General features: G+C 43.1%; 24 protein-coding genes and 2 pseudogenes. 13 read left to right on the top strand and 13 right to left on the bottom strand.

Translation table 11 applies throughout. From position 1 onward, the window contains the following. Positions 1-506: 506 nt before the first annotated feature. The 3 genes and pseudogenes from MKP07_RS33315 to MKP07_RS33305 all read right to left on the bottom strand — a co-directional run bounded on the left by MKP07_RS33315 (position 507) and on the right by MKP07_RS33305 (position 3754). Positions 507-1333 (bottom strand): annotated as a pseudogene (locus MKP07_RS33315) (fatty acid desaturase family protein). A gap of 452 nt (positions 1334-1785) precedes the next feature. Beyond that, entirely contained in the window at positions 1786-2409 is a 624-nt protein-coding gene (bshB1, locus tag MKP07_RS33310; protein ID WP_240852371.1) for a bacillithiol biosynthesis deacetylase BshB1, read from the bottom strand. 211 nt (positions 2410-2620) lie between these two features. Beyond that, positions 2621-3754, bottom strand: a complete 1134-nt coding sequence (locus MKP07_RS33305) for a porin (RefSeq protein ID WP_240852370.1) — start codon at positions 3752-3754, stop codon at positions 2621-2623. A 71-nt stretch (positions 3755-3825) separates the two neighbouring features. Between MKP07_RS33305 and MKP07_RS33300 the strand changes: the two genes are divergently transcribed. Genes MKP07_RS33300 through MKP07_RS33285 form a run of 4 tightly spaced genes read left to right on the top strand, consistent with a single transcriptional unit; the run spans position 3826 to position 5910 of the window. After that, positions 3826-4203 carry a hypothetical protein gene (locus tag MKP07_RS33300; RefSeq protein ID WP_240852369.1) on the top strand — a complete coding sequence of 126 codons (378 nt, stop codon included), beginning with the start codon at positions 3826-3828 and terminating at the stop codon, positions 4201-4203. A 59-nt stretch (positions 4204-4262) separates the two neighbouring features. After that, on the top strand, positions 4263-5201 hold the full coding sequence (locus MKP07_RS33295) for a hypothetical protein (RefSeq protein WP_240852368.1): 939 nt from the start codon (positions 4263-4265) through the stop codon (positions 5199-5201). Between the two features lie 14 nt (positions 5202-5215). Next, on the top strand, positions 5216-5386 hold the full coding sequence (locus tag MKP07_RS33290) for a hypothetical protein (protein ID WP_240852367.1): 171 nt from the start codon (positions 5216-5218) through the stop codon (positions 5384-5386). A gap of 11 nt (positions 5387-5397) precedes the next feature. Beyond that, on the top strand, positions 5398-5910 hold the full coding sequence (locus tag MKP07_RS33285; RefSeq protein WP_240852366.1) for a CehA/McbA family metallohydrolase domain-containing protein: 513 nt from the start codon (positions 5398-5400) through the stop codon (positions 5908-5910). Between the two features lie 70 nt (positions 5911-5980). On the opposite strand, the gene mutS is transcribed toward MKP07_RS33285, so the two are convergent. Beyond that, positions 5981-8647 (bottom strand): DNA mismatch repair protein MutS, encoded by a 2667-nt coding sequence (mutS, locus tag MKP07_RS33280; RefSeq protein ID WP_240852365.1) that lies wholly within the window; start codon positions 8645-8647, stop codon positions 5981-5983. A gap of 335 nt (positions 8648-8982) precedes the next feature. Here mutS and MKP07_RS43325 point away from each other — a divergent pair. The 6 genes and pseudogenes from MKP07_RS43325 to MKP07_RS33245 all read left to right on the top strand — a co-directional run bounded on the left by MKP07_RS43325 (position 8983) and on the right by MKP07_RS33245 (position 12653). After that, positions 8983-10355: pseudogene (locus MKP07_RS43325) on the top strand (tryptophanase). A 95-nt stretch (positions 10356-10450) separates the two neighbouring features. Continuing rightward, positions 10451-11119 carry a DUF5034 domain-containing protein gene (locus MKP07_RS33265; protein WP_240852362.1) on the top strand — a complete coding sequence of 223 codons (669 nt, stop codon included), beginning with the start codon at positions 10451-10453 and terminating at the stop codon, positions 11117-11119. Between the two features lie 6 nt (positions 11120-11125). After that, a complete protein-coding gene (locus MKP07_RS33260) occupies positions 11126-11554 on the top strand; it encodes a hypothetical protein (RefSeq protein WP_240852361.1) in 429 nt (142 codons plus the stop codon). Further along, a complete protein-coding gene (locus MKP07_RS33255; RefSeq protein ID WP_240852360.1) occupies positions 11533-11922 on the top strand; it encodes a hypothetical protein in 390 nt (129 codons plus the stop codon). The genes MKP07_RS33260 and MKP07_RS33255 overlap by 22 nt, the downstream gene beginning before the upstream one ends. A gap of 84 nt (positions 11923-12006) precedes the next feature. Further along, the gene (locus MKP07_RS33250; RefSeq protein ID WP_240852359.1) at positions 12007-12441 is read left to right on the top strand and encodes a hypothetical protein; all 435 of its coding nucleotides are present in this window, start codon (positions 12007-12009) and stop codon (positions 12439-12441) included. Beyond that, positions 12375-12653, top strand: a complete 279-nt coding sequence (locus MKP07_RS33245) for a hypothetical protein (protein ID WP_240852358.1) — start codon at positions 12375-12377, stop codon at positions 12651-12653. The genes MKP07_RS33250 and MKP07_RS33245 overlap by 67 nt, the downstream gene beginning before the upstream one ends. A 31-nt stretch (positions 12654-12684) precedes the next feature. Here the strand turns inward: MKP07_RS33245 and MKP07_RS33240 are convergent, their stop codons facing one another. The 8 genes from MKP07_RS33240 to MKP07_RS33205 all read right to left on the bottom strand — a co-directional run bounded on the left by MKP07_RS33240 (position 12685) and on the right by MKP07_RS33205 (position 18763). Next, positions 12685-13032 carry a hypothetical protein gene (locus MKP07_RS33240; protein ID WP_240852357.1) on the bottom strand — a complete coding sequence of 116 codons (348 nt, stop codon included), beginning with the start codon at positions 13030-13032 and terminating at the stop codon, positions 12685-12687. A gap of 291 nt (positions 13033-13323) precedes the next feature. Then, positions 13324-13710, bottom strand: coding sequence for an OB-fold nucleic acid binding domain-containing protein (locus MKP07_RS33235; protein WP_240852356.1), 387 nt, complete (start codon positions 13708-13710; stop codon positions 13324-13326). A 127-nt stretch (positions 13711-13837) separates the two neighbouring features. Next, a complete protein-coding gene (locus tag MKP07_RS33230) occupies positions 13838-16342 on the bottom strand; it encodes an error-prone DNA polymerase (RefSeq protein ID WP_240852355.1) in 2505 nt (834 codons plus the stop codon). Beyond that, positions 16339-16524, bottom strand: a complete 186-nt coding sequence (locus MKP07_RS33225; protein WP_240852354.1) for a PHP domain-containing protein — start codon at positions 16522-16524, stop codon at positions 16339-16341. Before MKP07_RS33225 ends, MKP07_RS33230 begins: the two co-directional genes overlap by 4 nt. An 18-nt stretch (positions 16525-16542) precedes the next feature. Continuing rightward, a complete protein-coding gene (locus MKP07_RS33220) occupies positions 16543-17370 on the bottom strand; it encodes a hypothetical protein (protein ID WP_240852353.1) in 828 nt (275 codons plus the stop codon). Positions 17371-17461: 91 nt separating this feature from the next. Then, a complete protein-coding gene (locus tag MKP07_RS33215; protein WP_240852352.1) occupies positions 17462-18037 on the bottom strand; it encodes a Y-family DNA polymerase in 576 nt (191 codons plus the stop codon). Position 18038: 1 nt separating this feature from the next. Continuing rightward, positions 18039-18443, bottom strand: coding sequence for an ImuA family protein (locus tag MKP07_RS33210; protein ID WP_240852351.1), 405 nt, complete (start codon positions 18441-18443; stop codon positions 18039-18041). Further along, the gene (locus tag MKP07_RS33205; protein WP_240852350.1) at positions 18392-18763 is read right to left on the bottom strand and encodes a hypothetical protein; all 372 of its coding nucleotides are present in this window, start codon (positions 18761-18763) and stop codon (positions 18392-18394) included. The genes MKP07_RS33210 and MKP07_RS33205 overlap by 52 nt, the downstream gene beginning before the upstream one ends. Before the next feature lie 150 nt (positions 18764-18913). On the opposite strand from MKP07_RS33205, the gene MKP07_RS33200 reads away from it, so the two are divergent. The 3 genes from MKP07_RS33200 (at position 18914) to MKP07_RS33190 (ending at position 21359) form a co-directional block, all read left to right on the top strand. Then, a complete protein-coding gene (locus MKP07_RS33200; RefSeq protein WP_240852349.1) occupies positions 18914-19462 on the top strand; it encodes a DUF5034 domain-containing protein in 549 nt (182 codons plus the stop codon). 201 nt (positions 19463-19663) lie between these two features. Further along, the gene (locus MKP07_RS33195) at positions 19664-20386 is read left to right on the top strand and encodes a hypothetical protein (RefSeq protein WP_240852348.1); all 723 of its coding nucleotides are present in this window, start codon (positions 19664-19666) and stop codon (positions 20384-20386) included. Positions 20387-20459: 73 nt separating this feature from the next. Further along, positions 20460-21359 (top strand): pyridoxal phosphate-dependent aminotransferase, encoded by a 900-nt coding sequence (locus tag MKP07_RS33190; protein ID WP_240852347.1) that lies wholly within the window; start codon positions 20460-20462, stop codon positions 21357-21359. Between the two features lie 232 nt (positions 21360-21591). On the opposite strand, the gene MKP07_RS33185 is transcribed toward MKP07_RS33190, so the two are convergent. Beyond that, positions 21592-21792 carry a hypothetical protein gene (locus MKP07_RS33185; RefSeq protein ID WP_240852346.1) on the bottom strand — a complete coding sequence of 67 codons (201 nt, stop codon included), beginning with the start codon at positions 21790-21792 and terminating at the stop codon, positions 21592-21594. Positions 21793-21904 lie beyond the last annotated feature (112 nt).

The raw sequence follows: 21904 nt of genomic DNA, 5'->3' as shown, positions 1-21904 counted from the left end.
CACCTGCATATCTGCTTTAGCCTCCACTTGCTGAGACGCAGCTGGCAAAACAAACAGCACACATAATATTACATGCAGAAGCTTAACCATCAGTATTAAAACTTTAAAAGTTATAATTCTAACTCGTTATTGACTACCTAATTAATTATTACAAACCGGTATTTCAAAAAAGGGACAGGCGAATTCAAGGGCTGTATATTTTGAGGGCTTAATAAGGGCTTGTTAATGCAAAGTTAACCTAGTTGGTTGTTAAATAACTACATTGACAGCAAATTTTTTTAATAAGATAGCTGTAAATCAGCAGGTTCAAACCCTTATTTTAAAGTAACTGGTTTAAAATAAATCAACTACTGGTGACAAATGAAAAGGATATAAACCTCTTGGTTTTCTTTTTTATTGATTTAAATTAACCCGGTTAAACGAGGTAGGGCAGCGTATGCAGGAACAGGATACAAAAAAGCCCGTGGAGTTTAAAACCACGGGCTTTTGCTGAATATTATCATGTTTTAGTGTGCCAGATTGGGATAACTTAACTGCTTAAGGTAAGATACGTGAGAAAGTACAGCATCTTTTACTTTTTTGTATTCGATGTATTGTACATCAAATTCTTTGCAGGTAGCCGTAATGATCTTATTGATCCTTGGATAATGTATATGAGAGATCTTAGGGAATAAATGGTGCTCTACCTGGAAATTCAATCCCCCATAAACCAGCATGCTAACCTGTTTTTAGTGGCAAAATTAGCGGTAGTTTTAAGTTGGTGTATTGCCCATTCGTCATCAATTTTATTCGTTTCCACGTTAGGAACGGGGAAGTGCGTATGCTCTACTGTGTGTGCCAGCTGAAATACGATGCTCAATACAAAGCCCGCAAATAAAGCATAGCTTACAAATCCGATAGCCCAGGGACCCACGCCTACCATTACAATAGGAATTACAACAAACAGGCAAATATGCAGTAGTTTAAAACCCCAGAAAGTAAGATGATCATTGGTCGTCATTTTTTTCAAAGGAATATCGCCTACTTTTTTCCTGAAATATTTTTTATAGTCAGAAACAAAGATCCAGAACAGGTAAAGCAATGAGTAAGCTGCCCAAAAATATAAATGCTGGTATTTATGAACTTTATAGTGCTTTTGTGTTTCGCATAACCTAAGGAAAGGTTTGGCATCCAGGTCATCATCAATACCGTCGATATTCGTATAGGCATGGTGAATAACATTATGCTTCATCTTCCACATAAAGGTATTCGCGCCAAGGAAATTAAGAGACGAAGCTGCCACTGTATTTACCCAGGGTTTGCTGCTAAAGCTGCCATGAGCACCGTCATGCATAATATTAAAGCCGATAGCCGAGGTAAAAAGGCTTAAAAGCAGGCATTCAAAAATAGCCCAACCAGCCGGGGGTGAAAAATATAACATGTACGTATAATGCCAAAAAGCCCACTACCAGAAACATAGCCTTCGAGTAAAGCCTGAAATTACCAGTGCTTGGCTTTCCTTGTTGCTTAAAATAGTCATTGATACGCGTTTTTAAAACCGTATGAAAGGAGGGAGGCGGTGGCGTAGCAAACTTTGGTACTGACATTCAATAAAAATTTCTTAGTTGTTAAGATTGCAAAGGTAATTAATTTTGCGCCGCCAATAAGGTAAAAAATGCAAAACTGACGACAATCAGGTTTCCTGTAAAATCAGCCCTTCCAGGTTGTTGAGTCCTATATGTTTTTGAGTAATATAGGCTTCAGCGTATTTAACCCCAATACGTTTGCCCATCATTCGCATTCTGGCTAAGAGACTTTCTTTAAAATCGGGTGTAGATATATAAGTTTGTGGTCCGCCGCTTCACTTTCAGTAGTATGAAACTGAGTAATATACGCATCAATCGACCTCATTTTGGTGTCCACAACATCGCTTACATCAATTAAAAGATCCGGTTCGTGATACCAGTCCTGCATATATTGTAAAAAGTAACGGGGACGCCACTTTTCCTGCGCATTTCCTTCATCGTCAAGGGTTTCTATTTTGGCAAGGCCAGAAAGAAAACAAGCATCATTGATGAGGTTGCCGGCCCGGCCGTGATCTGGATGACGATCTGTTAGTACATTCCCTAAAATAATGTCGGGACGATACTTCCTGATGGCTTTTATTAAAAGCAATTGATGATCTTCGTCATTTTTGAAGAATCCATCGCGCATCTTCAGGTTTTCCCTAACCAAAACACCCAGGACCTTTGCAGCCGCTGCAGCTTCAGTATACCTCGTTTCTATGGTGCCTCTGGTACCTAATTCTCCCTGGGTAAGATCAATAATGCCTGCTTTTTTGCCGCGCTGTATTTCCTTTACCAAAGTGCCTGCACAGCCTAACTCTACATCATCCGGGTGAACCCCGATAGCCAGAATGTCTAATTTCATGATTTAGAAAACAGTTATTTCGTACAAAAGTTTGAATGCCAGAAAAAAGCATATTAAATGCCTATCTCTACCTGCACCATAGCATTAAGCCGGTTTTCAAATGCATCGTCTAGTTCTTCCGATTCACCCTGCCGGTCATCCAGGCCAATATATCCCTGTATTTTAAATTTATGCTTATTGAAGTAATGGGAGTATCCTATAGCCTTGGTATTCAGCCGGTACTGGTAATCTTTAAGCGCTTTATGTGGACTGATAGTTGTGTAACGTATAGTGATCTCGTCTTTTTTGTAAAAAGCTTGCTGCCCTGAAGGTTAACTGCTATACCCGCAGGCATCTTTAGAAAAATGACCTGGTCGTCGGGGCGGGCGCTGAAGTCTGCAACCGAAAAATTATCCACTTTACGGTCATAGTATTCTCCCAAAAATGCCCATCCCTGGTATTTAAGCACGGCATCGGCCATAATAGTGCGTATATTGGCTAGTAGTTCTTCGTCTTCATTATAAGCGCTATACATGGGTTTACCCAGTTGGCCTCCCGTTCGGTTGGTTTTGAAGTTTTTGGTATAGGTAAAGCCCAAAGAAACTTTTGGCGTTTCTTCAAAATCCAGGTCACCTTCAAAGTAATCCCCTTTATTTTTAAAATATCCGAAAGGCATGTATTCAACACGACCTGTATAAGCCAGGCCGTGCACGGTAGCTAATTGTCCGCGTCCATCGCCTGAAGAGATAGCGGTTCTTAACTGGATGACCTGTTTGGCAACTTCAAAATCCTTGTCAATAAATAAACCAAAATCCCTATCAACTGTAAAACGGTTGTTCGCGATAGAGCGATCAGGCATTTGCAATTCTCCCGAAGAGTTGACCCTTTCGCGGTTGCCCGGCAATTTGGTTTGCCCAAACCCAAAAGACCAGGCCTTACCTGGTTTATAGTAAAAAACAGCATCCCGCACAATCTGCGGTGCGCCGCTCTCCAGGTCCATATCGCGGTTGGCAAACCCCAGTTGTAATTTATATTCCAGTTTCGGTGAAATCAGGAACCCTTCAAAGCGAAGACGCATGCGCCTTACCTGGGCTTCAAACCCCGCGCCATCTTCATCATCCAGCCGGCTTAAATAGCCCGCACGCAATTGGGCGCGAAAACGAAAGGTCATCAGGAAGTCGTCGCCTTTTCTAAACTGCAGTCCCTTTTCATTAAAAGCCACGGTTGTTTTTTCTTTCCGGGAAGTGTCCGCAACCATTTCCTGCGCATCTGCGTAAGAACTGAATAGAAGGCCACTGATCCATATTATCTTTTTATGAATTTTCATGGTGCGGCAAAGAAACGAAAGATTACTGATTGAAGTCATATATGGCAGATTTGCAAAATTGATTTTGCAAACTTTTTATTATCTTTCGCCTGATTGCGTTGTCAAAGTTTATGCATTATGAAAAAATATCAGTTTTATTAGCATTGATTGTAAGTCTATACGTTAGTGCGCAGCCTGCAGTTGACCTGAAAGCATTTAAGAGTAATGGGGCAGTAGTAAGTGCTAACAACAAATTGATTACGATAAAATGGCCTAGTGGACCAGCGGTTTTTTCAAAAGTGGTACTTGATTTACAACAGGGACAGCCGCTATTCAATATTGTTGCTGAAGAAGAAACAAAAGGAACAACGGCAGAAATAGTAAAAGGATTGGACCCTGTTTTTGTTTTGCGCCAGGGTAAAAGAACCTTAAGCCCCTCCAGCGGCGGCTGGGATGTGTTTTTGACAGGGTACCTACTCGTCCTTACACTACAGAGCTGCTTGAGCTGAACAAAAGCAATGCAAGCGTTCACACTCATGGTTCATCAACGGTGATAAGGATCAACAGCATGAAGTCGGGTGATTTTACCGGTCACCTGGAACTTACTTTTTATAATGGTAGCCCGTTGTTTAATATAGCGGCTGTAATAGCTACTGGTAAAGATTCTACCGCTATTTTATATGATGCCGGCCTGGTTAATAAAAAATCAATGTGGAAGAACGTTGCCTGGTCTGACGTAAAAAATACCATGCTCAAGATGGAGCCGGCTGCCGGCACGCCATCAACAGATATGGAAGTAAAGTACCGCACCGTGATAGGAGAGAATGCAACAGGAAGCCTGGCTGTTTTTCCGGCACCGCACCAATACTTCTACCCGCTGGATGAAGCATTCAATTTAAAATTTACCTGGTATGGAAAAAACTATCTCGATCTGGTTCCCGATTTTGGAATAGGGATCAGGCAGGAGCCTATAGGAGATAGAAGATTCGTACCCTGGTTTAATGCACCTCCGCAAACGCAGCAGCGATTGAATTTCTTTTGCCTGGCCAGTCGCAAAAATGCAAAAGCTACCTTAGAGCTGGTAAAGCAGTTCACCAATAATGATGTGTTTCCACAATTAGCAGGGTATAAAAGAATGGCTACGCATTTTCACAATGAGTTTATAATGGATGTGGTGTTGAGTGGTAAACCTGTTCCTGAAAAACCAGAGTTTGTGGATGTGCTGAAAAAGCATGGACTGGATATTGTAAAGCTCGCTGAGTTTCATGGCCCGGGGCATCCCAAAGGACCAGACTCAATAAGGTTGGTAGAGCTAAAAGCGTTATTCGATCAAACTCAACGCTTGTCTGACAGTAGTTTTCTTTTATTGCCGGGAGAAGAGGCGAATAATTTTTATGGCGGACACTGGCTGGCGTTTTTCCCAAACCCGTTTACTGGATCATGTCAAGAAAAGATCAGGCGCCTTTTCAAACACAAGACCCTAAATACGGGACCGTATACCGGGTAGGTAATAAAGAAGAAATGCTGAAGTTGCTGGAGCAGGAAAAAGGCTTAGCATGGGTAGCGCATGCCCGTACTAAAGGCTCTACTGGTTATCCTGATAAATACAAAGACGAAGCTTTTTTAAATCGGATACCTACCTGGGGGCCGCCTGGAAGTCCATACCGGCGGACCTTTCATGGCCCAAGCTGAGTGAGCGGGTATTGAAGCTGGTAGACGATATGGCCAACTGGGGGCATAGAAAACATGCAATAGCTGAGTCGGATATTTTTACTATTACGCATCAAAATGAAATGTATGCGCACTTAAACCTCATCTATTTAAAGCTGGATAAAATACCTGCTTATGAGCAAGGTTGGCAGCCTGTTTTGGACGCTATGCGCAACGGAAAGTTCTTTGTGTCGACAGGGGAAGTGCTCATACCTGATTTTACAATCAATGGAAAAGAATCGGGCGATGTATTGAAGTTGCAAGGTTCAAAAAAGGTGAATATCGAAGCAGCGTTGCATTGGAATTTCCCGATGAATTTTGCTGAAATTGTTTCGGGCGATGGAGAGAAAGTATACCGCGAACGAATCAACCTCAATCAAACAACTGCTTTTGGTAAACAACAATTTTCCTGGCCGGTAGATCTTTCTGGTAGAAAATGGGTACGCATCGAAGCCTGGGATATAGCCGCCAACGGAGCTTTTACGCCCATGATCTGGTTGGAATAATGCAATTTCAAGGTGTAAAGTTTAAGGTTGGGAAATTAACATTAAGCCTTAAACTTTAAATTTTAAACTTTTAATGCAGCTTCCCCTTAATCTCCTGTAATTTCAACAAGGCTTCTACAGGCGTCAGCCGGTTAATATCTATATCGGTTAATAACTGGCGGATCTCGTCAAAAGTCTGGCTATGTGCGTCAAAAATAGATAGCTGGAAATTAGGGTCATTTAGGTGTTTTACTTTATTTGAAAGATCGGCTGTCACCGGTTTAGGATTGGTGGATATGCTCTCTTCCGGGCTTTCCACTGGTCCTTCGTCAACATGCTGGCTTTCCAGCTGTGTTAGAATCTCATTAGCCCTTTGTATTAACGAAGCAGGCATACCTGCCATTTTTGCTACGTGGATACCAAAGCTATGTGTACTGCCGCCTCTTGCCAGTTTTCGAAGGAAGATGATCTTATTGCCTACTTCTTTATTGGTGATATGATAGTTTTTGATACGGGGAAATTTCTCTTCCAGCTCATTCAGCTCATGATAGTGAGTGGCAAATAATGTTTTAGGTTGATGGGGTGACTGATGCAGGTGCTCTACAATGCTCCAGGCAATAGAGATACCATCATAAGTAGAAGTACCACGGCCAATTTCATCCAGCAGGATCAAGCTTCGTGGTGTTATATTATTAATGATGGCTGCCGTTTCATTCATCTCCACCATAAAGGTACTTTCGCCGCCGCTTAAATTATCTGATGCGCCAACGCGGGTAAATATCTTGTCGGTTAGCGATATTTTAGCTTCCGTAGCTGGAACAAAACTGCCGATATGCGCCATTAAAGTAATCAATGCGGTTTGCCTTAACAAGGCCGACTTACCACTCATGTTAGGCCCGGTAAGGATAATGATCTGCTGATCTTTTTTATTCAGTTCGGTATCGTTGTGAATATAGCTTTCACCTGCCGGCAGGCGGCGTTCAATTACCGGGTGACGTGCTTCTTTGAGCAACCAGTCATCTCCTTCATGCAATTCCGGCTTGCGGTACTGGTAGTGTATGGCATTATGCGCAAAGCACGCCAGGCAGTCAATTACCGCCAGTAAATTACCATTGGTTTGAACAGGCTGCAGGTACTTAAATAGTTCGTTCAGCAGCTCGTCGTATAACCGTAGTTCGATCGCCAGTATTTTTTCTTCGGCACCGGTTATTTTCTCTTCGTATTCTTTTAGTTCAGGGGTAATATATCTTTCGGCATTGGCCAGGGTTTGTTTTCGGATCCAGTTTTCGGGCACCCTGTTCTTATGGCTATTGGTTACCTCCAGGTAATAGCCAAATACATTATTAAACCCGATCTTTAAAGAAGTGATGCCTGTATTCTCTGCTTCCGCAGCCTGCATTTTAGCCAGGTACGCTTTCCCGCTTTGCGAAATTTCACGTAGCTCATCCAGCTCAGGTTGAATGCTATTATTAATAAATCCTCCTTTAACTGCAGTGGCCGGAGGGTTGTCGGTAATTTCTTTAAAGATCTTTTCTGCTATCTCCGGACATGGATCCAATGCCGCACCAATGCGCTGTAAATAATCATTGCTATGGGCGGTACATAGTTCTTTTACCAGTGTAACCTGCTGTAATCCTTTGGCCAGTTGCAATACTTCCCGTGGATTAATTTTTTTAGTAGGTATTTTGGCTACCAGTCTTTCTATATCTCCACATTGTTTTATAGCCTGTACCAGTTCATTCCTCAGATCCGTATCCTTGATCAGGGTCTCCACCAGTTCCAGCCGCTCGTTGATCTTGTTCATATCGATCAACGGAAATAAAAGCCATCTTTTCAACATCCGGGCGCCCATCGGGGAAGCCGTATTGTCGAGCACTTTTAATAAAGTGTGATCGCCTTCATTATTACCATATATCAGTTCCAGGTTACGAATGGTAAAGCGATCCATCCATAAAAAATCGTTGCGTTGAATGCTTTGCAACGAAGTAATATGTTGCAGGTTGGGGTGCTCGGTATCTCTTAAATAATGTATGATGGCCCCGGCGGCTGTTAAGCCTTTTTTCTGCTCTTCAATGCCAAAACCTTTAAGAGAGTGGGTCTGGAAATGCTTTAGTAAAATATCCTGTGCGTAATTCTCGTCAAAGATCCACTCGTCCAGCGTATACACATACATTTTGCCACCAAAAAACTCTTTGAATTTCTTTTGTTGATGGCGTTGGAAAACCACTTCCGAAGGGGAAAAGCTTTGTAATAATTTATCAGCATATTCCCTGTCGCCTTCGGCTATCAAAAATTCACCGGTTGACAGATCCAGAAATGCCAGGCCAAACTGGTTATCATCTACAAAGTGTATGCCTGCCAAAAAGTTATTGCTTTTATATTCGAGCAGTTTATCGTTAATGGCAGTACCAGGCGTGATCATTTCAGTTACGCCCCTTTTTACCAGGCCTTTTGCTTGTTTGGGGTCTTCCAGCTGATCGCAGATGGCAACCCGGTAACCGGCTTTCACCAGTTTATGCAGGTAAGTGTCTAATGCATGATGTGGGAACCCCGCCAGGTCTAAAGAAGCTGCGGCGCCGTTATTTCTTTTGGTTAGGGTGATACCCAAAACCTGCGAAGCGATCACTGCGTCCTGCCCAAAAGTTTCGTAAAAATCGCCTACCCGAAATAGTAATATGGCATCAGGATATTTTTGTTTAATAGCCTTATGCTGCTGCATCATCGGGGTTTCTTCAATATTCTTTTTCGCCTTAGACATGGGCGACAAAAATAGGTGAATTGAACATCCCTGTCAATAGTTGTACCTGTTTGGTTGAAAGCTTGTGTAAAAACTAGTTGCCGCTGTTGTATTGGGAGGGGAAATCCCTATTTTTGTGCTATGTTCGTTAAAACGGAATATCCATCCAGGTATCAGTCAGCAGCCATTAAGTGCAATGGCTTGTGGAACAATATTATCCGCCGCCCTTCTTAAGTTTTATTTCCTGTTACTTTTTTATCTCCCTGGCTATTCAGTAGTCATGGATACTGTTGTCTATACGTCAAATTTCCTGACGGCATCCCGGCATATTCGTCTTATTTATATAAAAAACAATCATGAAAACAATTATAGAGCCTTTTCGCATTAAGTCGGTAGAACCCATATTTGTAACTACTCCGGAAGAAAGAAGAACAATCCTGGAGCAGGCATTTTACAATCCTTTTTTAGTGAATGCCGAGCATGTTTTAATCGACCTGCTTACGGATAGTGGCACCAGTGCGATGAGTAGCCATCAGTGGGCCGGCATCATGCAGGGCGATGAATCTTATGCAGGAAGCAGCAGCTTCTTCCATTTTGAAACTGTGGTAAACTCCATAACAAGTATGCCATTTATTATTCCTACACACCAGGGACGTGCTTCTGAAAAAATACTGTTTAGTATACTGGGCGGTAAAGGAAAGTTTTTTGTAAGCAACACTTTATTTGACACTACGAGGGCTAATATAGAATTTAGTGGTGCAACCGGTGTAGATTTATTGTGCGAAGAAGGCAAGCACCCGGCTATACCCGCGCCATTTAAGGGTAATTTGGATACAGTGGCTTTGGAGCAGTTCATCACTGAGAAAGGTGCTGAGAATATACCGGCGGTTATCCTTACCATTACCAATAACTCGGGGGCGGGCAGCCGGTAAGTATGCAAAATATCAAAGCAGTAAAAGCTATATGTACCGCCCATCAGATACCTTTTTATATCGATGCCTGCCGGTTTGCAGAAAATGCTTATTTCATTAAATTAAGGGAGGATGGCTATCAAAATGCCAGCATAGAAGACATTGCCAAAGAAATGTTTTCCTATGCGGATGGAGCTACTATGAGTGCCAAGAAAGATGCATTTGCTAATATTGGCGGTTTCCTGTCGCTGCATAATGAAGAGCTGGCGCGGGAATGCCGTAATCTTTTAATTATTACAGAGGGATTCCCGACCTATGGCGGTCTTGCAGGAAGAGACCTGGAGGCTATTGCTATCGGATTGAAAGAAGTGATGCAAGAACCCTACCTGCAATATCGTATCCGTAGTATAGAGTACCTGAGTGAAAAGCTGCATGCAGCAGGTGTTCCGGTAATGCGCCCTGCCGGCGGGCATGCTATTTACATCGATAGCAAAGCTTTTCTACCGCATATACCGGTATCACAATATCCCGGGCAGGCACTGGTTTGCGAACTGTACCTGGCGGGTGGCATCCGGTCGGTAGAGATCGGCTCCTTAATGTTTGGTAAATATGATGAATCGGGCGAGCTTATTCCGGCGGCCATGGAGCTGGTACGACTGGCGATCCCGAGAAGAGTGTATACCCAGAGTCATATTGATTATGTAGCTGAAGTAGTGATAGAAGTGTTTCAGCGCAGGCAATCTATCAGAGGCTTGCAGATTACAGAGGAAGCTCCTTTGCTCCGGCATTTTACGGCCAGGCTTCAACCAGTGATTTGATCGGGTACAAGTGGGGCAATACGAGTGTTGCGTTAATGTTGTTTGTAGCGTTATATAGATAAGGCTCAATAATTTGGGCTTATCAAAATATGCTTATGATTACATTGAGAGCCGCCATACTCGTTGTATTGTGTTTTATTGTTGTTGTAGGTACCAGGTGTTCCTGTTGCAAATGCGATGAGATAGATGTAAAATATACATCTACTTTCGAGAAAATGGAGCTGGTTAGTCTTGATAATTCGGGAAAAGATACCGTTCAAGCGATAAGTGGCACTGTGAACAGGAATGCTTATGCTATCAAAATGAACCTGTTTTCGTCTATTGGCGCTCAAATGGTTCATCAACCCTGCAGAAACCTTGACCTGTTTATCAGCAGTGCGAATGCTATGGGATGCCGCTGCCCGGGCTCAGGGAAATATATTCCTACTGATAGCATCCTTTCTATTTCAATCATCGATCTGGAGCATTTTGATACGGCTATGCCTGCCGGTTCGGATGTAACTTCCAGGTTTCGATTTTATAAAAATTATGGAGGCACTTATATAAAAATAGAGGAATTGCTTAATAGCTCTGAACACAATTTATTCTATCCTAACGTCTATTATTCGAGTGCTTTCGATCCAATGACATTACTGCAAACCAGTGCGGTTTTTATGTTGATGCAGCCTCCGGCTACGTCGGGAATACACCGGTTTAAGTGTACTGTACTTTTAAAATCGGGTTTACAAATAGAGCAAACTACTTCAATTATAACGCTGCAATAATAGCCCATGAAAACTATAACTGTTCTGTTTCTGTTTTTGTATAGTAGCCTTCTCGTATCAGGGCAGAATCTTTTCGATTTTAAAGGAAAGGTATTTGTGTATGCAGGCGCAGGTTACCGTACGCCTTTAAAAAAGTATTTTAGGGGTGAGCTCTTAGATGATATGCTTAGCTTAAAGAATAATGACATTGTTATCGACGTAACCCATTACTATTTTATTAAAAATAAATGGGGCGTATTTTTTAATATGGCATTTGCGCCTTCCAGGCCTAAGAACCGGTCGAGGAGTGATCTGCTGAGATTTGCCCGGTATGAAGATGGCTATTATTTTGATAACAGTGGAGGAAGATCCAGCGTAAGCAATGCCGATGACCGCTACGTATTCGGTGGTGCTTATCGTGTAGAAAAGGGTCGGTGGCGTTTTTTGCATCATTAGGGGCGGGTGTAACAAAGTTTCGGGCCATGGAAGATGTAAAACACCTCAAAGAGAAAAACAGTAATGTAAACTACACGGCTGAATTGCTTTGGAACCGGAAAATAAATGATCCTGATACGCACACTGCTTTCATCAGTACCGCCGGTGTTTTAACAGGTTACCGGCTTAATAAGCGCTTTACAGCAGTTCTTAATTTGAAGCTATCACATATTGCCACTAATTTTGAGTACCGGCTGCAGAGAACCAACCAATTTACAGGAGAGCAGTTCATTGATGATGCCTATAGTTATAAAAGGAGTTCGGTAGATATAACGGCTTCTGCCGGTATCATGTTTACACCGAGTGTAGACCGGCCCTTCAGGCGATAGTTAATTGATTTTATTAATTATCAGGTTTATGTTGCGTTTTGGTTTGTGGCTCCGTTTAATCAGAATAAACTAAAAATAACGCAGATGAAATCTTACTGGATTGCTTGCTTGTTGCTTACTGCATTGATGATCGACTTTGCCGGGTGCCGTAAAAAGCCTGATGATGATCCTAAGAAATGTAAAGATTGCATAGTAGTTTATAAACCCAATATTTATATCTATCCTAAACAAACCCTTAATATAAGTGTGGCGCTGGATTTTCCCAAAGGCGGCAACGTAGTGGCATCTATTCCTACTTACAGATCAGGATGGAATGTAACCGTAACCCCTGAAGGAAAAATCAATAATCAGTATGATTATTTGTTTTATGAAAGTGAGCAACCGGATGAGTGGCAATATAAAACCGGCTATACCATAGCCCGCGATAGTCTTGAGATTTTTTTAAGGGTAATATGGCGGCTTACCATTTCAAAGCCAACGAGATCAAAGACTTTATTGATTACTGGATCCCGTTATTAACCAACCATGATTATTACCATATTTATCCGCAGGAGCGACCAGTGATCGAAGAATTGATCAAAGTGCGTTTTTCATCGGCACCGGAGCATTTTTTAAGACTGTTTTATGTGGTAAGAGGTACTAACGCATCTGCGCCATTAAAGCCACATGTTATTGGTAATACGGTTCCACGAACCGGCTACCATGCAGCGGAATGGGGAGTGGTTTTATAAACTACCTTAAAGAAACAAAAATCTATCGGTCTTAGATAGACCCAGATCGTAAATAATGAGCGCCAAAAATGATGGCGTAGATCCAGCAATTGTACAGGGTAGTATAAATTAATGCAATGCCCATACTCTTAGTGAGGTTGTTTTTACATCGGGGTGAATTCAGGAATATTAACCGGTAGGCGCGGAATAGAATCCAGTAAAGCATTCCGGCAATTACAAGAACGATTGCCCATACCATAGCGCCTATAGCCCAAAGTATGACAGAACCAAAAACTGCAAGTATCAGCCATATTAAGAATGACAGGATACAACCAACTGGTTCAATGCTATCTATCTCCAGGTCCGGGATCTCCAGGTTGGGTGAGTCAGGTTTTTCCATCGGGAGAGCTTTTTCATGAAATTACCATAGCTATCTTTTAGTTTCCAACCGTTATATAAGCCGACAGTAATAAAAATAAAAAATGTTAATGAAAGAATAGTGGTGGAGATTAACGAGTTCAGATAAAGAGACCGATGACTTTGCAACCCTGCCAAATAAACAATAAGTGTGAGCACCGGGATGATAATTACAGTACTTACAAAAACAGTCCGGCTATTAATGAGTTTCAGCTTTTTCAAAATATTAAAATTACCCTAAACCTATATAATTAATCATCATGATCCCTTATTCTTACTTGAAATTTCTGCCATCATGAAACACTTTGGATGCAGCCTGAGTGTCTGTAGCTATTTTGTCTGGTTCGTGACCATAAGGCCCCAGCAGATTTCTTCCCTCCAACCGCGGCAGCACCAGGTTAGTAAATAAACCCGACAAATTATAAAAGCTACCGGCTACTACATGTATCACCTGGCCTTCTCTTTGTACGGTGCCCGATACCATCAGCAGCTTTGATCGCAGGATCTCTTTCCTGAACTGGTCAAACACCTGTTGAAAAACCACCAGGTTGGCGGTACCGGTTTCATCTTCAATAGTGATAAAGCAAATGCCGCTGGCCGTGCCGGGTCTTTGTCTTACCAATACCAGTCCGGCTACCTGTACCGCTGATCCATTTTCCATGCTATTCAGGTTGCTGGCGCTTACAATATGCAGGGAGCTTAACTTATTACGTAAAAACTTACGGGGTGCGCCTTTACCGAAAGACCGGTAACACTATAGTCCTGCATAACATGTTCGGGTAAGGCCATCAGGGGAGCTGTACTGCATGCTCATGAGGGGCGGCTGATGCTTGTCCTTTGAACATACCGGTAGCACTATCACTTAAAGAAGACACTTCCCATAGGGCCTGTCTTCTGTCCAGGCCCAGGCTTCTGAAGGCATCTGCATCAGCCAGTCTTTCTAATGCAGGTACACCGATGCCGGCATCTTTTAATGAAATAATGCTTGTGACAGCACCAGGTTTCCGGGTGTTGATGAGGAGCTGCATCTCTTCAGGGTTCAAACCTTTTACCAGCCTGAATCCCAGGCGTAATACACAGAACTTGCCTTGTTTTTCCTCCAGGGTATGATCCCAGTCAGAATGATTGATATCCACAGGTTTTACCGTAACACCATGCTTTTGCGCATCGATCACCAGCTGGGCAGGTTGATAAAATCCCATCGGTAAACTATTCAATAGTGCGCAGGCAAATACATCCGGATAATACCATTTAAGATAAGAAACATATACCAGTAAAGCAAAACTTACCGCGTGGCTTTCAGGAAATCCATAACTTCCAAATCCTTCCAGCTGCCGGAATATGCGACGGGCAAAGTCTTCGCTATAATCTTTCTTTAGCATTCCTTCAATCAGCATCTTTTCATAATCGCTTACTTTTCCTTTGGCTTTAAAAGTAGCCATACTGCGTCTTAGACCATCTGCTTGTGCTGGTGTAAACCCTGCAGCTACTATAGCGATCTCCATAGCCTGCTCCTGAAATAAGGGAACGCCCAGGGTTCTTTCAAGTATACCTTTTAATGCTTCCGAAGGATATTCAACCAATTTGGGATTTTGCCTTCTTTTTAAATAAGGATGTACCATATTGCCCTGTATAGGACCTGGTCTTACAATGGCTACTTCTATTACGAGGTCATAGAATTTTTCCGGACGTAGCCGCGGCAACATGCTCATTTGCGCCCGGCTTTCGATCTGGAATACACCAATCGTATCGGCATTGCTGATCATTTCATAAACGGGCTTATCGTCAGGTGGAATGTTGGCCAGTGTGAATTGTTCACCATGATGATCTTTGGCCAGGTCAAAAGCTTTGCGTATACAGGTAAGCATCCCCAGGGCCAGCACATCTACCTTTAAAAAGCCCAGTGCTTCAATATCGTCCTTATTCCATTCAATACAGGTGCGGTTTTCCATACGCGCATTCAGTATAGGACAAAGCTCTGCCAGGTTGCCTTGCGTAATAACAAAGCCGCCGGTATGTTGGCCCAGCTGCCGGGGAAAACCTACATACTGTTCTGTTAGTGCCAGTATTTTTTGCAGGTGCTGATCGGCAGGGTTAAAACCTTCTGAAGAAAGAGCAGTCCCTTGTCTCCATTCAGCAGTCAGTTCCCACATCGATTTGGCTAAACGGTCTACCGCATCAGCCGAAAGGCCCATGGCTTTGGCCACATCACGCACAGCGCCCTTATGATGCACTTCGGTTACCGTTGCTACAATACCTGCGCGGTTCCGCCCGTATTTCGTATAGATGTACTGGATTACTTCTTCCCGGCGCTCGTGCTCAAAGTCTACATCAATATCCGGCGGCTCATCCCTGGCATCCGACATAAACCGGGCAAAGAGCAGGTCAAACTCCTTGGGATCTACCGAAGTAATACCCAGGCAATAACAAACTACCGAGTTCGCAGCAGAGCCGCGTCCCTGGCATAAAATATCCTTGCTTCTTGCAAAGCGAACAAAATCATATACCGTTAAAAAATAGGAGGCATAGTTTTTCCGCTTCATGAATTCCAGTTCGAAATCCAGGCTGTCCTTCACCTTATCCGGAATATCATTGTTGAACTTTTCCCTGGCGCCCTGCCAGGCCAGCATTTCCAGCTCTTCCTGGGGACTACGCCCACCGGTAGTGATCTCTTCAGGATACACATATTTAAGACTGCTCAAGGAGAATTGGCAGGCATCAGTAATTTCCTGTATCCGGGCTAATGCATCAGGGTAGTGCCGGAACAGGCGATACATTTCTTTGGGTGTTTTTAAATGCCGCTCTGCATTTTGCCATAGACGATACCCTGCATTGTGTATGGTACATTTTTCGCGGGTACAGGTCAACAGATCCTGCAGCTCTCTTCGTTCCCGGTTATGATAGTATACATCATTGGTGGCTACCAGCGGCACTTTATACTCTTTGGATAATTGCGTCAGGCGGTAAAACTTTTTATCATCATTAGCCTGGTAAGATCGTATCATCGCTAAATACAGGTCGCTGCCGAGGTATTGACTATATTCCCGGAGCGCATTTTTGAAGCTGGTGTCAAAATCAAAATGCTCGTCAAGTGTATAAGGAGGGATTGCTATAAATTTTAATCCTTTGCAGTATTTATAAACATCTTTTTTATACAGTAAGCATTGCCCTTTCTCTGTTCTCAGGTTACCTTCGGATAGCATAGTAGAAAGCCGCGCATAGGCTTCTTTGTCGGTAGGATAGGCGAGCAGGTCAGGACCATCCTGCAAAACCAGGTGGCAGCCAATAATCAACCGAATGCCCACTTTTTTGCTGCTACATGGGCCCTTACTACTCCTGCTAAAGTATTGTGGTCAGTGATGGCAACACAGGGATGTCCCAAAGATGCTGCTGCCTGTACCAGCTCTTCAGGGTGTGACGCACCTCTTAAAAAACTGAAATTACTGGTCACCTGCAGGTCTGTATACAATAACATGATTGTTGTTTTAATAGCTCAGGCAAAAAAGCCATGAATAAACCATTCCGGTTGATGATGGTCGTAATGTCCTAAACGGAAGATCCAGTAACGCGCGCCTGTCTCGTTCTCTATACAGTAGTAGTCCCGGTAATGCCCCTGCTGCAACCACCATTCCTGCTCAATACGTTCTGGTCCATCGGCTTTGATCACTTTATGCAATTGCCCCTGGTAGCGGAAAGACTTGGGTGGGTAGTCGGGCAGCAACACCATTACTTCGATCAATACAGGTTTTGCCAATAAGTGCAGGGGACGTAATCCCGCAGGCCATTGTGCATTGCTGCTGTCCTGTGGCGATACTGCTAAACGCACCGATCGCTCGGGCCAGTAATGTTCATCAGGCAGGTATCTTTTAATATTTTGCTGTCCTATGCGATCTGCGATCCGGTCGAGTAATTCTGAGAGTTTCAAATCATCCTGCATTACAGTAGTGTGCCATAAAGCGTCTTGTGAAGGAGCCAGGGGCATTAGCTGGGTCACTTCCAGGGTAAACACTTCAATGCCTAAACCCGGTTCAATCGTAGGCAGCTTATGTTCAAACAATTTCGTCAGGTGCGCTACATTTACCGAAGGACGACCGGTGCCAATTTTTAGCTGCTGTTGTTGGCCGTCTACGCGGTGAGTAGTGAATATACAGGCACGGATACCCATTTCTTCTTTTTTCAACCGCTGACAGATATCTTCCAGTAATTGCTGAAGTGCTATTTCGATGGCTTTGGCCGTTCGCACCGGTTCCAGGCAAGGCAGGTGCAGGAAGTAAGGAGTGGTGGGTTGCAGGGGAGCTATAAATTCTGGAGCTAAACCCAATGCCTGGTGAAGTCTTTGTAAAAAGGTTTACCAAAACGCCTGCGAAGCGCTGACCCAGGTATGTTGATAAATGTATCAATACGTTGCATGCCTAGTTTGGAAAGTTTTTCCAACACCGCTCTTCCAGTCTCAATGCTGCTGATGGCAAAGACTGCAGGGCCATTTTTTCCTGCTGTGGAGGTACGATAAAGGTTGAGGTACTATGCCGGGCAATGCCCCACGCCGTTCCAATTGTACCGGCAATGGCAACTCTTACCTGGTAACCCATCCTGGAAAATTTTTGTACAATATCCTGCAGGTATGCCTCTTCTCCTCCCCATAAATGAGTGCATCCTGTCGTTTCAATGAGCAATCCATCCGGCAAATCAATGGCCACTACCGGACTGAACCGGATACACCATTCTCCTAGTGTTTTCAGTAGTTGATGTGCTGAGTTTTCTTCCCATTTAAAAACCTCCAGTTCAGGTAAAATTGTTTTGCAATCTGCCACCACCATATCCGTTCTAATGCCTTTGGCCCTGGCTCCGGGTGATATGGCTTTCACTACCATTTTTCCATGTGCCGGCGCTGCTATCACAAAGTCGGTATGTGCCAATGCAGGGTCTTGCCGCACTTTACGATTAGCCAGCAGACAGGGAAACCATATAGCGGCATAGCGCTTTTCCATATTATCCCGTTTGTAGTTGCCGGTAAGATGGTAGAGCGGGGCGCTGTTTTTCCAGGAGGCAGAACTGGCCTGATTTCCATTGTAACTGCCATTGCCCGGTTTGACCATTACGTACTTTAATCAGCTCTACATTCCATTGGGGAAATCCTACTCCCGGCAAATTGTCTTCTGCTATACTTGGTAAAGGTTGAATACGCCAACGTGCTGCACAAGCCACCGTTTCCTGTTGCCTGGGTGATACCCGGTGAATAAAACCCGTAACATGGCTTTGTTCTACTGCCAGCTGTAACCGCCTGGACTCAGTAAAACCCATGTGATCGATAGCACCCACCACAGCCACCAGGGTTTCACATTTTAAAGATTCTTCAATGATCCAAAGCAGATCTTTTGATTTCCGTGCTTCCACAAAAATGATCTGCTCCGGTTCAATGCCAAAGCTCTTAAGAGCCGGGGGATAAATCTGTTGCTCTTGCGAAATCCAGATGCACTTTTAGACTGATGGAGTAAATTACCCAGCAAAGCAGCGATGAACCCATTGGTGGCTGCCGCCTCGTTTTCAGTATAACTGCTTAACTCATGTATAACCCGGGTAGGGAAAACTTTGTAAGGAAAGGCCGACTCAATTGGCCCTAATCCTATTGAGGAGCGGGCCTGGACAGGAGGGGGCTTGTAACCCTGCAGAGAAAGAATTTCCTGCTGTAATGTATGTAGCACATTTGTATCCATTATCCATCATTAATACAAAGATAGTGAAATACTAAAATAATTAGTAATTAAAACTAAATATTTTGGTGATGTTTCCCACTTTTATAAAAACCTGTTGCGAAGTATTAGTTTTAATCGTTTATACATAATAAACCAAATTAATACAGGCCTATGATTACTTTAAGAGCTGCCATCCTTACGGTATTATGTTTTACCGTAGCAGTAGGTACACGTTGTTCCTGCTGCAAATGCGATGAAGTAAAAACCCAGGTATTCTATCGTTTTAAGGAGCTCCATATACAACATTTAGATAATGCTGGTGTTGATACCACGCTTTCAGCCAGTAATATTATAGATAAGGATGCTTATGCTATGCGGATAGACTTTTTATGCCTTATTAGCGGCTCACCAACCTCATCCTGCACATTCCCTTCCTTTTTTATTAGTGATGCCCGGGCTTATCAGCCGGGGTGTAGTTGCGATAACTACGAAACGATGCCTGTGCAAAAAATTAAGTCGATAAAAATAGAAGACCTGGAGAAATTTGATGAACTACCTGCAGGTGCTGATGTAACCGGCAGGTTTAAATTTTATACAGGATTTAAATCAGTAGGTAGCGAAAAAGATATATATCGCCTGTTGATTATATTCAGTCTTACTATCCCTATGTTACTAGAAGTGGAGTTTCTCTCAACAGTGTTTCTTTTACAAACGGAGTAGTATTTTTCCTGATGGAGCCACCTGCAGTTTCCGGACCTCATCGCTTTAAAGTAATCCTTACATTGGAAGATAACTCGGTTGTAGAGCAAACGACTGAAACTGTAACCCTGCAATAAAATATTATATGTATATACAGATAAGAAACATATTTTGGATAGGATTATTGCTTCTTGTTGCGGGAGTTGTCAGTGCCCAGAAAAAATGGCTTACCATGGGCGGTTATTTGTAACCACCAACTTGGGGTATCGTATGCCATTAAAGGACTTTTACCAGGGTGGGGTGTTGGATAATGATATCTCACTGGTGAAAACAGGAGGCCTGGTTGGTATTATGGTGCAATACTTTCCAACCCGTAACTGGGGCCTTTACGCCGACTTTGATTACCAATCGGGAGAAGTAAATTCTGAATGGAAAAGCTCTGGGGAGAAGCTGATAGCGGATTCCTATGAACAAGGCTATTTTTCAGAACCATTGGATGTTAAGTATGGCACATCTCATAAAAATGACTGGAGGGCTACATTGGGACCAGTGTATAGCATGGAGAAAAACAACTTTCTGATGCGTGCGGGCTTGGGACTGGGTATCACAAAATTCCGGGCAACGCGTATTTCGGGTTATTTAAAAGAAAAGAACAGTAATCGGCAATATCTGGTGGAGTTGTTGCCGGAAGGGGCAGCATTAAAACCAATGCCTTTAACAGCACAGGCACATTTGCAATTGGGCTACCGGTGGCATCGTTTATGGGCTACAACCATTACTGCCAAATACGCCAGGTTCAATCCGGGTTTTGAGTACCAGCTAAAAAGAACAGCTTTATACACCGGAAACACAATAGTGGACCAGCGTTTTGATTACAACCGTTCTGCCAGTGATCTGGTTATTGCTTTAGGAATGGTATGGATAATCGCCAATAAAAACAGGTAACACAAAATAGCCTGTACCAGGTACGGTTACCGACCCTTAAATAGTGTAACTTACGGTCATCAAAACTATTTTTATGCACCGTAGAGAATTATTAAAGCAAAGCGTCCTGGCTGTAGCTGCATTCGGTTTTAGCAGAGATCTGTTTGCCGCAGAGTCGCCAGGGCCAAAGTATAATGACCAGGTTGCTGATCTCATAAAGCTAAGCTCTAATGAAAATCCCTATGGCCCATCTCCCAAAGCACGAAAGGCGATGAGTAAGGCCGTGAATGGTTGCAATCGTTATCCGTGGGAAACCACCACTTTGTTAAGAGATAAAATCGCCACAGCTTATCAGCTAACAAAAGACCATGTAATAATAGGAGCAGGGTCTTCAGAACTGTTAGGCCTGGCTTCGGTTCTGGCCGCTTTAAAGAAAGGCAATATCGTAGCTCCCGATCCAACGTTCAGGTTATGGATGCCTGCAGCTAAGAAAATAGGAGCGCCGGTTAAACTGGTACCCCTAACACAAGAAAAAGGAGTAGATCTTCAACGTTTAAAGGAAGCGATTGATGCCAATACCCGCATGGTGTATATCTGCAATCCCAATAATCCTACAGGTACCGTTATACCGGCTGATGAGTTGGAAGGCTTTATAAAAGGCGTTTCTCCTTCCGTTACTATATTATTGGATGAGGCCTATACCGAATTTGAAGATACGCCCAGTGTTACGCACCTGGTAAAGGATCATCCCAATTTAATAGTAGCTAAAACATTCTCTAAAATTTATGGAATGGCAGGAGCGAGGGTAGGCTATGCTTTGGCTCATAAAGAGACGATTCAACAGTTGAATGACCTGCAGCCCTGGGCTAATGCAGGTGCAGGTGGCATCTCCCTGGCAGGGGCCATTGCTTCATTGGAGGATGCTTCATTTACAGCAATGTGCAAAAAGAAAATGCAAAAGCACGTAATATTTTTACCGGTCACTGGATCGTAATGGTATCCCCTACATACCGTCGGCTACCAGTTTTGTATATTTTGATACTACGAAATACCCCAAAGACTTTAAAGCTGTTTTGGAGTCAAATAATATTATCGGGGCCAGGAGCTTTGAAGAAAACTCCAGATGGCTGCGCCTGAGTATAGGCACCAGCCGCGAAATGGAACAGGTTGCAGAGGCGATTCGCCTGTAATCTTCTTATAATCGACAGGAATATTACCAATAATTCTCAGGCGCTTATCTTCAGGCGCTTGCACAGGTATTGCAATTCTTCAATATTCCTGATGCTGTTTACCTTAATATTGGTTACAAATACATTGGTTACATTATTGTCTTCCAACTGAACTTTTACGAGGCCATTTACATATTCATTTACTGAAATGGAATTGGCTTTCTGGAAACCGAGGCTGATTATTTCGTGAGTAGTCATACGATTGTTTTTCTTATGAAATTCAAAACAAATGCCATTTCGGGGAAAATAAAAGCCAATATCGGTGAATGGGGCTTATAATTCGATTGATCATAACCTGTATTCGTTCAAT

The organism is Paraniabella hibiscisoli (assembly GCF_022512515.1).
Taxonomy (GTDB): domain Bacteria; phylum Bacteroidota; class Bacteroidia; order Chitinophagales; family Chitinophagaceae; genus Niabella; species Niabella hibiscisoli.
This window is presented reverse-complemented; position numbering and strand designations above follow the sequence as displayed.